General features: G+C 66.6%; 14 protein-coding genes. 10 read left to right on the forward strand and 4 right to left on the reverse strand.

Features of this window, described 5'->3' with window-relative positions; genetic code table 11:
• The 3 genes from thrC to ACV4UZ_RS13555 all read left to right on the forward strand — a co-directional run.
• Nucleotides 1-1277 (forward strand): threonine synthase (gene thrC, locus ACV4UZ_RS13545; protein ID WP_491601337.1); only part of this gene is annotated, 1277 nt, incomplete at its 5' end.
• Nucleotides 1274-2539 carry a M16 family metallopeptidase gene (locus tag ACV4UZ_RS13550; protein ID WP_491601338.1) on the forward strand — a complete coding sequence of 422 codons (1266 nt, stop codon included), beginning with the start codon at nt 1274-1276 and terminating at the stop codon, nt 2537-2539. The genes thrC and ACV4UZ_RS13550, both read left to right, overlap by 4 nt.
• The gene (locus ACV4UZ_RS13555; RefSeq protein WP_491601339.1) at nt 2539-3858 is read left to right on the forward strand and encodes an ABC transporter substrate-binding protein; all 1320 of its coding nucleotides are present in this window, start codon (nt 2539-2541) and stop codon (nt 3856-3858) included. Before ACV4UZ_RS13550 ends, ACV4UZ_RS13555 begins: the two co-directional genes overlap by 1 nt.
• Before the next feature lie 16 nt (nt 3859-3874).
• On the opposite strand, the gene ACV4UZ_RS13560 is transcribed toward ACV4UZ_RS13555, so the two are convergent.
• From ACV4UZ_RS13560 to ACV4UZ_RS13570, 3 genes are all read right to left on the reverse strand, one after another.
• Nucleotides 3875-4935, reverse strand: a protein-coding gene (locus ACV4UZ_RS13560) for an IS630 family transposase (RefSeq protein WP_491601340.1) whose coding sequence is annotated in 2 segments (ribosomal slippage) — nt 3875-4443 and nt 4443-4935 — 1062 coding nt in all. Because the reading frame shifts where the segments join, the coding sequence is not laid out codon by codon here.
• 602 nt (nt 4936-5537) lie between these two features.
• Nucleotides 5538-5948: an Rrf2 family transcriptional regulator gene (locus ACV4UZ_RS13565; protein WP_491601341.1), complete on the reverse strand. Its 411-nt coding sequence runs from the start codon at nt 5946-5948 to the stop codon at nt 5538-5540.
• Nucleotides 5948-6451 carry a GNAT family N-acetyltransferase gene (locus tag ACV4UZ_RS13570; protein WP_491601342.1) on the reverse strand — a complete coding sequence of 168 codons (504 nt, stop codon included), beginning with the start codon at nt 6449-6451 and terminating at the stop codon, nt 5948-5950. The genes ACV4UZ_RS13565 and ACV4UZ_RS13570 overlap by 1 nt, the downstream gene beginning before the upstream one ends.
• Before the next feature lie 225 nt (nt 6452-6676).
• Here ACV4UZ_RS13570 and ACV4UZ_RS13575 point away from each other — a divergent pair, with 225 nt between their 5' ends.
• The 7 genes from ACV4UZ_RS13575 (at nt 6677) to ACV4UZ_RS13605 (ending at nt 13055) form a co-directional block, all read left to right on the forward strand.
• Nucleotides 6677-8536, forward strand: coding sequence for an NAD(P)H-dependent oxidoreductase subunit E (locus ACV4UZ_RS13575; protein ID WP_491601343.1), 1860 nt, complete (start codon nt 6677-6679; stop codon nt 8534-8536).
• Nucleotides 8533-9303 carry a 2Fe-2S iron-sulfur cluster-binding protein gene (locus ACV4UZ_RS13580; protein ID WP_491601344.1) on the forward strand — a complete coding sequence of 257 codons (771 nt, stop codon included), beginning with the start codon at nt 8533-8535 and terminating at the stop codon, nt 9301-9303. Before ACV4UZ_RS13575 ends, ACV4UZ_RS13580 begins: the two co-directional genes overlap by 4 nt.
• Nucleotides 9303-9854, forward strand: coding sequence for an NADH-quinone oxidoreductase subunit B family protein (locus tag ACV4UZ_RS13585; RefSeq protein ID WP_085371854.1), 552 nt, complete (start codon nt 9303-9305; stop codon nt 9852-9854). Before ACV4UZ_RS13580 ends, ACV4UZ_RS13585 begins: the two co-directional genes overlap by 1 nt.
• A gap of 13 nt (nt 9855-9867) precedes the next feature.
• A complete protein-coding gene (locus ACV4UZ_RS13590; RefSeq protein ID WP_491601345.1) occupies nt 9868-11358 on the forward strand; it encodes a Ni/Fe hydrogenase subunit alpha in 1491 nt (496 codons plus the stop codon).
• 118 nt (nt 11359-11476) lie between these two features.
• On the forward strand, nt 11477-11962 hold the full coding sequence (locus ACV4UZ_RS13595; RefSeq protein WP_491601346.1) for a hydrogenase maturation protease: 486 nt from the start codon (nt 11477-11479) through the stop codon (nt 11960-11962).
• A gap of 156 nt (nt 11963-12118) precedes the next feature.
• A complete protein-coding gene (locus tag ACV4UZ_RS13600) occupies nt 12119-12628 on the forward strand; it encodes a hypothetical protein (RefSeq protein WP_491601347.1) in 510 nt (169 codons plus the stop codon).
• 136 nt (nt 12629-12764) lie between these two features.
• Nucleotides 12765-13055 (forward strand): hypothetical protein, encoded by a 291-nt coding sequence (locus ACV4UZ_RS13605; protein ID WP_491601348.1) that lies wholly within the window; start codon nt 12765-12767, stop codon nt 13053-13055.
• On the opposite strand, the gene ACV4UZ_RS13610 is transcribed toward ACV4UZ_RS13605, so the two are convergent.
• Nucleotides 13043-13546 (reverse strand): response regulator transcription factor, encoded by a 504-nt coding sequence (locus tag ACV4UZ_RS13610; protein ID WP_491601349.1) that lies wholly within the window; start codon nt 13544-13546, stop codon nt 13043-13045. The two genes, ACV4UZ_RS13605 and ACV4UZ_RS13610, sit on opposite strands and share 13 nt — an antisense overlap.
• Nucleotides 13547-13565 lie beyond the last annotated feature (19 nt).

Raw genomic sequence — 13565 nt, forward strand, 5'->3', positions numbered from 1 at the left:
TTCGCGCCATGCGCGGCCTGTCCTATGCCGAACTGGCGGCGCGCGTCATGCGCCCCTTCGTCGAGGGCTGTCTTTCCGACGCCGAGCTGGCCAAGCTGTGCGCCGAATCCTACGGCTCCTTCACCCATCCGGCGGTGGCGCCCCTGAAGCAGCTGGGCCACAACCAGTGGGTCATGGAGCTGTTCCACGGGCCGACCCTGGCCTTCAAGGACTACGCCCTGCAGCTGGTCGGCCGCCTGTTCGACCACGTGCTGAAGAAGAAGGGTCAGCGCGTCACCATCGTCGGCGCCACCTCGGGCGATACCGGCTCGGCCGCCATCGAGGCCTGCCGCGACCGCGCCGCCGTCGACATCGTCATCCTGCATCCTCATGGGCGGGTGTCCGAGGTGCAGCGCCGCCAGATGACCACCGTGCTGTCGGCCAACGTGCGCAACGTGGCGGTGGACGGCACCTTCGACGATTGCCAGGATCTGGTGAAGGCGCTGTTCAACGACACCGCCTTCCGCGACGAGATGAACCTGTCGGCGGTGAACTCCATCAACTGGGCCCGCGTCATGGCCCAGATCGTCTATTATTTCGCCGCCGGCGTGGCCCTGGGCGCGCCCGACGTCCCCATGAGCTTCTCGGTGCCCACCGGCAATTTCGGCAACGTCTTCGCCGGCTATGGGGCCAAGCTGATGGGGCTGCCGGTGGACAGGCTGATCGTCGGCTCCAACACCAACGACATCCTGACCCGCTTCTTCGAGGGCGGCGTGATGAAGACCGACGGCGTGGTCCCGACGCTCTCGCCCAGCATGGACATCCAGGTGTCGTCCAATTTCGAACGGCTGATGTACCTGAGCCTCGGCGGCGACGGTACCGCCGTGGCGCGGCTGATGGACGATTTCCGCAAGAACGGCGCCATGGTCATGCCCCAGGGGGCGTGGAACGCCATGCGGGACGTGTTCGAGGCCTATCGCTTCGACGACGAGGCGACCCTGGCCGCCATGCGCTCGCTCAAGCGCTCGACGGGCGAGACGCTGGACCCCCATTCGGTGATCGGGGTCGCCGCCGGCCTCAAGGGCCATCACCGCAAGGACGCCGCCATGGTGGCCCTGGCCACCGCCCATCCCGCCAAGTTCCCCGACGCGGTGGAAAAGGCCACGGGCACGCGCCCCGGCCTGCCGCCCCACATGGCGGATCTGTTCGAACGGACCGAGCGTCTGGACCGCCTGGGCAACGATGCCGAGGCATTGAAGGCCTATGTTCGGACCTTCGCCGCGCGGACAAGCGCATGAGCACCATCCGCGAGACCCGCCTGCCCTCCGGTTTGAAGATCGTCACCGATCCCATGGACACGGTGGAGACGGTGTCGCTGGGCGTCTGGGTCGATGCCGGCACGAGGCACGAGCCGGTGGAGATCAACGGCGTCTCCCACCTGCTCGAGCACATGGCCTTCAAGGGCACGGCGCGGCGCTCGGCGCTGGACATCGCCGAGGAGATGGACGCGGTGGGCGGCCACCTCAACGCCTACACGGCGCGGGACCACACCGCCTATTACGCCAAGGTGCTGAAGGAGGATTCCGCCCTGGCGCTGGACATCATCGCCGACATCCTGCAGCACTCGACGCTGGAGGCCGAGGAACTGGCCCGCGAGCAGGCGGTGGTGGTCCAGGAGATCAACCAGGCCATCGACACCCCCGACGACATCATCTTCGACCACTTCCAGGCCACCGCCTATCCCGACCAGCCCCTGGGCCGGCCGGTGCTGGGCAGCGAGGAACTGGTGCGCGCCATGAGCCGCGATCAGGTCCTGGGCTACCTGCGCGGCAATTACTCGGCGCCGCGCATGGTGCTGTCGGCCTCGGGCCGCATCGACCACGACCATCTGGTGGCCTCGGCCCAGGCGGCGTTCTCGCAACTGCCGCCCCATCAGGCGGCGGTCACCGACGTGGCCCGCTACATGGGCGGCGATTTCCGCGAGGAGCGCGGTGAGCTGGAGCAGGTCCACGTGGTGGTGGGCTTCGACGGCGTCGCCTATGACGACCCCGACTACTATTCGGCCTCGGTGCTGTCCACCCTGCTGGGCGGCGGCATGTCGAGCCGGCTGTTCCAGGAAGTGCGCGAAAAGCGCGGGCTGGTCTATTCCATCTACTCCTTCGCCTCGTCCTATGCGGATGGCGGGCTGTTCGGCGTCTATGCCGGCACCGGCGAGGACGAGGTGGCGGAACTGATTCCCGTCATGTGCGACGAGATCGTCAAGGTCACCGGCGGGGTCAACGAGGCCGAGGTGCAGCGCGCCCGCGCCCAGCTCAAGGCCTCGATCCTGATGAGCCTGGAAAGCACCACGTCGCGCTGCGAGCAGCTGGCCCGCCAGGTGGTGATCTACGGCCGCCCCGTCCCGGTGGCCGAGGTGGTGGAGAAGGTCGAGGCCATCACCGCCGAGGATTGCGCCCGGGTGGCGCGGCGCCTGTTCGCGGGCCAACCCACCTTCGCCGCCATCGGGCCGCTGGGCAAGGTGGAGGGCTTCGAACGGGTGGCCGAACGCCTGAGGCCGTGATGCGCCCCCTTCGCGCCGCCCTTCTCTGCCTTCCGCTCCTGCTGGCCCCGGCCGCCGCTCCGGCGCTGCCCGCCGCCAGCGGCGTGTCCAATCCCACCATCGTGGTGGCGGTGATCGCCACCCTGTCGGGGCCGGGCGCCATGGCCGGCCAGGACAGCGTCGATGGCTTCTCCATCGCCATGCGCCATCTGGGCGGCCGTTTCGCCAACCAGGAGGTGCGCGTCGTCGTCCAGGACGACAAGAGCTCGCCCGATACCGCCCTGGCGGTGGCCCGCAAGCTGCTGGAACGCGAAAAGGTGGATTTCGTGGTGACGGCGGTGACCCTGCCTTCCATGTCGGCCATGGTCAGGACGCTGACCGATTCCCGCGCTTTCGTCCTCAATCTCGACGCCGCCCCGGCCGGTCTGGCGGGAGCCGGCTGCTCGCCGTGGTTCTTCCAGGTCTCCACGCCGGTCCAGGCCATCCACGAGGCCATCGGCGCCCATCTGGCCGCCGAGAAGATGCGCCGGGTGATGGTGATCGGCACCGATGCCCCCGCCACCGACCAGGCGGTGGGCACCATCGGCCGCGCCTGGCCGGGCGAGGTGGTCGAGGTGCTGCGGCCCCGCCACGGCACCACCCGCTTCACCGACGAGATCACCGCCCTGCGCCGGGCCAACCCCGATGCCGTGGTCAATCTGCTGACCGGCGGCATGGGGCTGGCCTTCACCCGCGAATTCGCCGCCTCGGGCCTGAAGTCCGACCTGCCCATGATCGGCATCTGGCAAGGCTGGGAGCGCCCCATGCTGCCCGCCATGACCGAGGCGGGCATGGACGTGCTCAACGTGGCGCCGTGGAGCCCCGACCTCGATACGCCGCTGGGCCGGCGCATGACCACCGATTTCGAGCAGGAATTCGGCCGTCCCGTCACCGGCTGGGCCGCCCACGGCTACGACACCGCCCAGATGCTGGACGCCGCGCTGCGCGCCACCGGGGGCCGGACCAGCGACCGCGAGGCGGTGCGCAACGCGCTGCGGCGCGCCGAGTTTCCCTCGCTGCGGGGCACGTTCCGCTTCGACAACAACCACTTCCCCTCGGTGAACGTCTATCTGCGCCGCACCACCAAGGACGCCAAGGGCCGCCCCACCGAGGAATTGCGCTCCACCCTGATCAGGGACTGGCACAGCCGCGATTCCGGCCTGTGCCCCATGCGCTGGGCCGAGGAGCCCGCCCCCGGCGGCGCCAAGCCGGGCGCGCCCCCGGCGCCCCAGCAGCAGCCCAAGCCCAAGCCGAAGGCGCCGGCCCCCGCAGCGCCGGGACAGGCACGACCGACGCAGTAATACCAACCTGCATTGATTAAAACCCATGGGCCCACTGGCGCCGACCGATGGAGATGATTTTCCATGGCTGGTCGATGAGCTTGTTCCAGGCATGGCAGCACAGAGCGATGATCTGATCGTAGGATTCGAAGACACGGTTGGAGAGCCAGTTCTGGCGGATGAACTGCCAGATGTTCTCAACCGGGTTGAGTTCCGGCGAGCGGGGCGGCAAAGGTAGGATGGTGATGTTGTCCGGCACGGTCAGCTTGTCGGTGGTGTGCCATCCCGCTTGATCGAGCATGAGGACGGCGTGGGCTCCCGGCCTCACCTGGGATGCGATCTCATCCAGGTGCCACTGCATGGCCAGGGTGTCGCAGCGCGGCAGGACCAGGGCGGCACCGACGCCGCGCTCGGGGCAGATGGCGCCGAAGATGTAGGCGGACTGGGTGCGCTGGTCATGGGGAGCCGAGGGGCGTGTTCCCCGCTTGGCCCACCGCCGCGTGATCTTGTTTTTCTGCCCGACCCTGGCCTCGTCCTGCCACCAGACCTCTACGTCGGTTCCGTGAGGCAGCTTGGCCCGGATCGCCGCCAGCTCGGAGGGGAAACTTTTTTAAAATCCTCGACGGCATCGCCGTTCTGGGCATGATGGCGGGGGCGGGCCGACAGCTTGCGGAAGCCCAGGGCCTTCAGCTCCCGCCCCAGCGTCGTCTCATCCAGCGAGATGCCAAAATCCTCGAGAATCCACAGGGCCAAATCCTTGAGCCGCCAGCGGACGACGCCATCCACCGCCGGGATCGGGCCGCGCTCCACTTTGTCCACCAAGGTCTGGCGTTGGGCGGTGTTCAGTTTCGACACCGGACCAGGAGCCTTGCGGTCGATCAGGCCAACCGGGCCGTGCGTGTTGAACCGAACAACCCAATCCCGGACAATTTGCAGGCCAACCCCGCCCAGCTTGGCCGCCGATCTCCTGCTGCCACCGTCGTAGATTGACGCCAGCGCCAGAAGACGACGCGTCTGGTCAGCATCCCTCGACCGACGAGCAAGAGCCCGAAGGACGGGACCATCATAATCGAGGCGAAGGGGGATCGGCGCTGCCACGGCAAATCTCCGGCTGTTTGCCAGAGTGACTCACATTCTGCCCTTCTTGGGAATCCCCTTCGTGAGTCGCGGTCAGCGCAGGCTGGTATAATACCGGCCGGCCAATGAACTGACCTGTCATGCCGAGGCGAAGCCCACGGCTGTCCGGTTCAATTGCCCGGGTTCTGGCGGACGGGTTTTTTCACCACCAAGACACCAAGAGGACATTCCAGGTGCGTCGTGCCTGGACTTGTTCCGGGCATCCACGCCCATCGGCAGGGACTATTGTTTCATAAGGCATTCCAGCGGATCCGCGTGGATGGCCGGGACGATGCCCGGCCATGACGGTGAGGTTGGGCGGGGCGATCAGCTCCGTCCTCTTGGTGTCCTTGGTGTCTTGGTGGTTGAAGAGGCTTTTCCGTATCCCCATTCCGGTGGAGCCATCTCAAACCAGGCAAGAGACCAGTGCTGGCCGAATTAAACCGGACACCCGTGGGCGAAGCCGAAGCATCTTTCAGGTGCAAGCGGCTCCGCCTGCGGCTGAAAGATCCTTCCACCCTTTGGGCGTCAGGATGACAGAACGAGTCACCTCAAAGGCCGGCTGCTATAAGTGGCCTGCCCTGCTACCGGTGCTTTTCCACCAGCTTCAGCATGGTGTCGAGGGTGATGGAGGCGAAGGTGGCTCGCGCCGTGTCCTCGATCTCCATCAGCACCTGGCACAGGCCCTTGCCCTCGGCGGTGTCGTCGCCGTCTTCCCGCTCGCCGTTGCGGATGGGATCGATGGTCTCGAACAGCTGGATGATGTCGAGAAGGGTGGTGCGCCGCCGGTTGCCGGAAAAGCGGTAGCCGCCGCCGGCGCCGCGCACCGCCTCCACCAGCCCGACCCGGCCCAGCGAACGCAGCACCTTGGCCAGATGGTTGGTGGAGATGCCGTACTTCTCGGCGATCTCGTTGGCCGACAGCTGGCGGTCCTGGCCCGAGGCCAGCTCCAGGATGGCGAACAGGGCGCAGCGCGTGGCTTTCTGGAGCTTCATCAAAGATCCTTCTCGAACTGGATGAAGGGGCCGGCCATCATGCCCTGGCTGCGGAAGAAGCTCATGATCAGGGTATCGTCGCGGGCCAGCATGGTGCGCACCTTGTTGACCCCCGCCTTGCGGAAACGGTCGTTCAGCGCCTCGAGCAGCACGTGGCCGACGCCGCCCTGGCGGATGTTGTTGCGCACGCCCACGGCGAAGATCCAGCCGCAGGGCGGCGAACCGAATTCCCAGGCGCGCACTTCACCGATGATGAATCCAAGAACGGTATCACCATCGCAGGCCACCAAGAAAAATCGGTACCGTTTTACGGATTTCGGCTGGGTATCATCATCCACATCAGTCGAGCGGTTATTGTAGCGCTCGAACAAATCCTCCCAATACTCGGCCTTGGATAGACCAGTATTCTCGGTATCGATAGCAATCACTTGTGGAATGTCTGCCACCTTGGCGAGGCGGACGGTACATTTTCTTTCGGACTGCCTAGCCTGTGGATTTGCCATCGAGACCGCCTTCAGTACTGATATAACCGTTCTACTGCAGCATTACGGCGATTACAACGCCATTTCTAACCATCCACCTTGAAGCCGTGCCATGTCGTCCTTCCAGCCATGATCCTGCGGAAGGAGGAACGGCCATGTCCCGGGTTGGCGGATGCCCTCGCCGGGTGTAGGCTTTTCAAGCCTTGCCCAATGCAAGGTGGCCACGAACGGCTGGGGAGATCGTCAATGCCTGGTGTCAATTCCAACGGCGTCGATGAAGGCGCCGTGATCCGGGAGGTTCTGGCCCGCCACGGGTCGGACGGCACCCGGCTGATGCAGATTCTGCGCGAAATCCAGGAAGAGACCGAGTGGCTGTCGCCCGACATCCTGACCAGGGTGGCCGAGGGCACCGGATTGCCCCGCGGCCGGGTCGAGGGCGTGGCCGGCTTCTACCACTTCTTCCACACCGAGCCCCTGGGCCGCTATCGCGTGCTGTGGAGCGACAACATCACCGACCGCATGGCCGGCAACGCCGACCTGATGGCCCGCATGTGCAAGAAGCTGTGGCTGAAGCCCGGAAGGGTGTCCGAGGACGGGCTGGTCAGCGTCGACACCACGTCGTGCACCGGATTGGGCGATCAGGGCCCCGCCCTGCTGGTCAATTACCGCCCCGTCACCCGCATGACGGCGGAGCGGGTGGACCAGATGGTCGAACTGATCCGCCACAGGACGCCGCTGGCCGAATGGCCGGCCGAGTTCTTCCGGGTGGAGGACAACATCCAGCGCAAGGACGCCCTGCTGGGCGCCGATTTCCAGCCCGGCGACGCGCTGAAGGCTCTCAGGAGCCCGCAGGAGGTGCTGGAGGCCGTCAAGGAATCCGGCCTGCGCGGCCGGGGCGGCGCCGGCTTCTCCACCGGGCAGAAGTGGGAGTTCTGCCGCAACGCCGTGGGCAGCGGGGCTCATCCCGCCCATTACGTGGTGTGCAACGCCGACGAGGGCGAGCCCGGAACCTTCAAGGACCGCGTCCTGCTGTCCTCCTACGCCGACATGGTGTTCGAGGGCATGACGGTCTCGGGTTACGTCATCGGGGCGAAGAAGGGCTTCGTCTATCTGCGCGGCGAATACCGCTACCTGCTGGAGCCCCTGAACGCGGTGCTGGAGAAGCGCCGCGCCGCCAAGCTGCTGGGAAACAGCATCCTGGGCCGCACCGGCTTCGACTTCGACATCGAGATTCACCTGGGGGCCGGCGCCTATGTCTGCGGCGAGGAGACCGCCCTGCTGGAAAGCCTGGAAGGCAAGCGCGGCGTGCCCAGGAAGCGCCCGCCCTTCCCGGTCACCTCGGGGTATCTCGGCCAGCCCACCGCCGTCAACAACGTGGAGACCCTGGCCTCGGCGGCGCTGATCGCCGCCAAGGGCGCCGCCTGGTACAAATCCATCGGCACACCCAAATCGGCCGGCACCAAGATCCTGTCCATCTCGGGCGATTGCCAGCGGCCGGGCATCTACGAGTATCCCTACGGCGTCAAGGTCAGCCAGATCCTGGCCGATTGCGGCGCGCGGGACACCCAGGCCTGCCAGATCGCCGGCGCCTCGGGCCTGACGGTGGCGCCCAACGAGTTCGGCCGGCGCATCGCCTTCGAGGACATCCCCACCGGCGGCTCGTTCATGGTGTTCGACAACACCCGCGACATGTTCCAGGTGGCGCGCAACTTCGCCCATTTCTTCAAGGACGAAAGCTGCGGCTTCTGCACGCCGTGCCGGGTGGGCACCACGCTCTTGGCCAACGCCATGGACAAGATCGACGAGGGCCATGGCGGCGAGTACGACATCAACGACATCTGGCGGGTGATCCGCACGCTCAAGACCGCCAGCCATTGCGGCCTGGGCCAGACGGCGGGCAATTGCGCCGCCGACACCTTGCAGAAGTTCCGGCCCAGCTACGAGCTGCGGCTCAACGTCCGCGACTTCGAGCCGGCCTTCGACCTGGACAAGGCTTTGTCCAAGATGCGCGAGGTGACGGGACGCGACGATCCCGGCGCCCACTTCCACATCGCCCACCGTAAATCCCGGGCCGGCCTCGGCACCAAGGCGGGAGACCCCTCATGAGCGATCCCAAGACCTTCTTCCTCGATGAAGAGGAAATCCCCTTCGAGGAAGGCCAGACCATCATCCAGGCGGCGCTGTCGGCGGGCAAGTACATCCCGCATCTGTGCTACCACCCGGAATTCAAGCCCCATGGCTCGTGCAAGCTGTGCACGGTGCGCATCGATTCGCGCACCGTGACCACCGAGGACGGCAATGTGGTCAAGATCCCCGGCCGCGCCGCCGCGTCGTGCACCACCCCGGCCCAGGAAGGCCAGCACGTGGAGAGCGAGGTGCCGGAAATCCTCGACCTGCGCCGCACCCTGGTGCAGATGCTGCTGGTCGAGGGCAACCATTACTGCCCCTCCTGCGAGAAGAGCGGCAAGTGCCTACTACAGGGCCTGGCCTACGACCTGGGCGTCATGGACCCGCACTTCCCGCAATACTTCTCCAAGCGCGAGGTGGATTCCAGCCACCCCGACATCCTGCTGGACTTCAACCGCTGCATCCTGTGCGAGCTGTGCGTGCGGGCCAGCGCCGAGGTGGACAAGAAGAACGTCTTCGCCCTGTCGGGGCGGGGCAACACCAAGCACCTGATCTGCAATTCCGAAAGTGGCCGCTTGGGCGACACCAACCTGGCGGCCACCGACAAGGCGGCCAATGTCTGTCCGGTGGGCGTGATCCTGCACAAGCGCCACGGTTTCGAGGTGCCCTACGGCCAGCGCCGTTTCGATAAGGCCCCCATCAGCGACAACCCGGCGCAATACGCCCCCGTCAAGGAGCAGGTGTGATGAACGCTCCCCTGCCGAAGCGCAAGCTCAAGGTCGCCACCACCTCGCTGGCGGGGTGTTTCGGCTGCCACATGTCGTTCCTCGACATCGACGAGCGCATCCTCGATCTGGTGGAGCTGGTGGAATTCGACCGCTCGCCCATCACCGACATCAAGCATTGCAGCCCCGATTGCGACCTCGGCATCATCGAGGGCGGCGTGTGCAATGCCGAGAACGTGCATGTGCTCCACGAATTCAGGAAGAACTGCAAGATCCTGATCGCCATGGGGGCCTGCGCCATCAACGGCGGCCTGCCCGCCCAGCGCAATTCGCTGGATATCAGGGACATCCTGGCCGCCGTCTACGCCCGGCCGGGACGCGGCGTGCACATTCCCAACGATCCGGAAATCCCGCTGCTCCTGAACGAGGTCCATCCCCTGCACGAGGTGGTGCGCATCGATTACTTCCTGCCCGGCTGCCCGCCCAGCGGCGACGCCATCTGGAAGTTTCTCACCGATCTCTTGGCCGGCCGCACGCCCACCCTGGGCCACGGCCTGATCCATTACGACTGAAGGAACGCCCGCGATGAGGCACCAATTCGAACTGGAAACCGCCAAGAACCCCGACGCGCTGAAGCGCATCGTCATCGAGCCCGTGTCGCGGGTCGAGGGGCACGGCAAGGTCACCATCCTGCTCGACGACGACAATCAGGTGCATCAGGTGCGCCTGCACATCGTCGAGTTTAGGGGCTTCGAGAAGTTCATCGAGGGCCGCCCCTATTGGGAAGTGCCGGTGCTGGTCCAGCGCCTGTGCGGCATCTGCCCGGTGTCGCACCATCTGGCGGCGTCCAAGGCCATGGACATGATCGTCAATGGCGGCGTCCTGACCCCAACGGCGGAAAAGATCCGCCGCCTGATGCATTACGGCCAGATGCTGCAGAGCCATGCCCTGCACTTCTTCCACCTGTCGTCCCCCGACCTGCTGTTCGGCTTCGACTCGGATGTGGCCAAGCGCAACATCGTCGGCGTGGCGGCGGCCAACCCCGACGTGGCCAAGATGGGCGTGCTGCTCAGGAAATTCGGCCAGGAGGTGATCCGCGTCACCTCGGGCAAGCGCGTGCACGGCACCGGCTCCATCCCCGGCGGCGTCAACAAGTCGCTCTCCCAGGAAGAGCGCGACTATCTCCTGAAGGATGCCGACCAGATGATCGCCTGGAGCCGCGACGCGGTGCGCATCATCAAGCAGCTGCACAAGGCCAACCCGGCCCTTTACGACGTGTTCGGCAACGTTCCCACCACCATGATGAGCCTGGTGGACGACAAGGGCGCCCTGGACTTCTACCACGGTGCGCTCCGCGCCCGGGACAGGGACGGCGAGGTGATCTTCGATCAGGTCAGCTACCAGGGCTACAACACCCTGCTGACCGAGGGCGTCAAGCCCTGGAGCTACATGAAGTTCCCCTACATCACCACGTTGGGCGAGGAGAAGGGCTGGTACAAGGTCGGCCCGCTCGCCCGCATCCAGAACTGCGACCGCATCCCCACGCCACAGGCGGAGGAGGAGCGGGTCGAGTTCGTCGCCTATGGCGGAGCCAAGCCGATTCATGGCTCTCTCGGCTTCCACTGGGCGCGCATGATCGAGATGCTGTGCGCCGCCGAGACCATCAAGGACCTGCTGCTCGACCCCGACATCATGGGCGCCGAGCTGATGGCGACGGGGCCGCGCCGCGAGGAAGGCATCGGCGTCATCGAGGCGCCGCGCGGCACCCTGTTCCACCATTACCGCGTCAACGAGAACGACGTGGTGACCTATGCCAACCTGATCGTCTCCACCACCAACAACAACACCGCCATGAACGTGGCGGTGCGGGACGTGGCCAAGAACTACCTGCAGGGCCACGAGATCACCGAAGGCTTGCTCAACCACATCGAGGTGGCCATCCGCTGCTTCGACCCCTGCCTGTCCTGCGCCACCCACGCTTTGGGCAAGATGCCGCTGGAGGTGTCGCTGGTGGATGCCTCGGGCCGCGAGATCGACCGCATGACCAAGGATTCCGAGGGGCGGGTGGGCAAGTGAGGTTCCTGGAATGTCATGCTGAGCAAGCGCGAAGCATCTTTCAGCCGAAAGCGGCGCCGCGATTGCCTGAAAGATCCTTCGCTACGCTCAGGATGACACGCCTGAACGGGACGAAAGCATGACCGCCCCCACCCTGATCTTCGGCTGGGGCAATCCGTCGCGGGGCGACGATGCCCTGGGGCCGGCCTTGCTGGACGCCGTCGAGGCGTTGCGGGCCAGCCATCCCCAATGGGGCGAGGTGGATCTCCTGACCGATTTCCAGCTGCAGGTGGAGCATGCCCTCGACCTGGAGGGGCGCGACCGGGTGCTGTTCGTCGATGCCTCGGCGGCGGCGGCGGACGCGCCGTTCCGGGCCGAACCCATCCAACCTGCCAGGGATGGCTCGTTCACCAGCCATGCCCTGTCGCCCCAGGGCGTCATGCACGTCTACGCCGAGATCAAGGGAAGCGCGCCGCCGCCCTGCACCCTGCTGGCCATCGCCGGCGAGGCCTTCGAACTGGGGGAACCCTTGAGTCCGGCGGCAAAGGTTCATCTGGACGCCGCCCTGGCCTGGACCAGGGAGTGGCTGACCCTGCCATGCGGGCAAGATGCCCGCGCTCCATGACGGGAACCATGGAGCGCGGCCGTCCCGGCCGCATCCCGTCCCGCCTGAAAGGGTTGGGAAATCCGTTCCCTGCATGGCCGACCGCACCACAGAGCGCGGGTCCGCCGGCGGGTTGAGGTCTATTGTTGCGGCACGCGCCAACAGGGGTAATTCGCCATGTCCGAGTCCGACCTGATTTCCCGCCTGCAGGGTTTTCCCGCCCCCGCCTGCCGCTGCGGCGAGGGAGGCCACGAGCGCAATTGCCTGGCCGGGCTGCTGGCCGAGGCGGCCGCCGAGATCGGACGCCTCAGGGCCGAGAATTCGCGGCTGTCGTCCATGACGGTGACCGGCGCGCCGGGGCGGGGCGGCGACCGCCATATCTGGGTGCGCCTGATGTGCTATTACGGCTCGGACGGGGTGTGGAACAGCGATGACGACACCGCCGAACCCGCCCCCGTGCTGCTGTCGCCCGGCCTCAAATCCGAGATCGTGGCGTGGAAGGAATCCGTCGACCGCATCGAGGCGGTGACTCCGGCGGTGATCGAGGCCTTCCAGACCCGGGCGCTGAACATCGCCCGGCGCATCAAGGAGGAAATGCCCGGCTGGCGCGTCGTCTACATCGACCGCACCAAGTCGGGCGCCGACATCCGCAACAAGGATTACTTCGAGCACGAAGTGACGCTGTGACGCCTTTCTGCGGGCATTGCGGGCGGGACGCCCGCGCTCCGAAAGGAGCAGCCCTCGTGGTGCGCGGGCGTCCCGCCCGCATCACTCCCTGAACATGGAACATCATGGAGCGCGGGCGTCCCGCCCGCATCACTCAATGAACGTGGAACTGCGCGCCGAGGCCCCGGACAAGCCGGCTTTGGGCGCGCCCTGCAACGGCTGCGGCCTGTGCTGCGCGGTGGAGGCCTGCCCGCTGGGAATGGTGCTGTTCCGCCGCCGGCAAGGCCCCTGCCCCGCTCTGGAGTGGCAAGGCGGACGTTACGTCTGCGGCGTGCTGGCCGCGCCCGACCGCTTCATCCCCCTGCTGCCCCGTCGCTGGGCCGCCCGGCTGGTGGGGCGCTGGATCGCCGCCGGGCGGGGCTGCGACTGCCGCCATCAGGCCGAGTAGAATTTCGACCAGCCGCAGGCCGGGCACGAACCGATGGCTCCGGCGTCCGATTGCAGGGAATAGCGCACCCGGCTGCCGCAGGACGGGCACGACGCGGGGCGCGACGGCGGAGGCTTGGCGGCCGGCCGTGCCCGGCGCAGCAGGGACTTGATGCGGGCCAGCAATTCCCGGCGGTCGGCCGGCTTGCTCAGGAATTCGTCGGCGCCCAGCTCCAGGCCGTGCAGCTTGTGCTCGAGCGCGGTATGGCTGGTCAGCAGGATCACCCCCAGCGCCGAGCGTTCCCGCAGGCGGTGGAGCAGGGTGTAGCCGTCCTCGCCCGGCATCTCCACGTCGAGAATCACCAGATCGGCGGGGCCGGCCGCCAAGGCCGCCCACATGTCCTCGCCGCCGGCGCAGGACGTCACGCGGTAGCCCTGGGCGCGAAGCAGAGCATCGAGAATCGATCTGGTGGTGGAATCGTCGTCCACCACCAGGATATGGGCGGGGTTCATGGCCGGCAGCGGAGTCCCG

It is taken from the genome of Paramagnetospirillum sp., assembly GCF_058402745.1.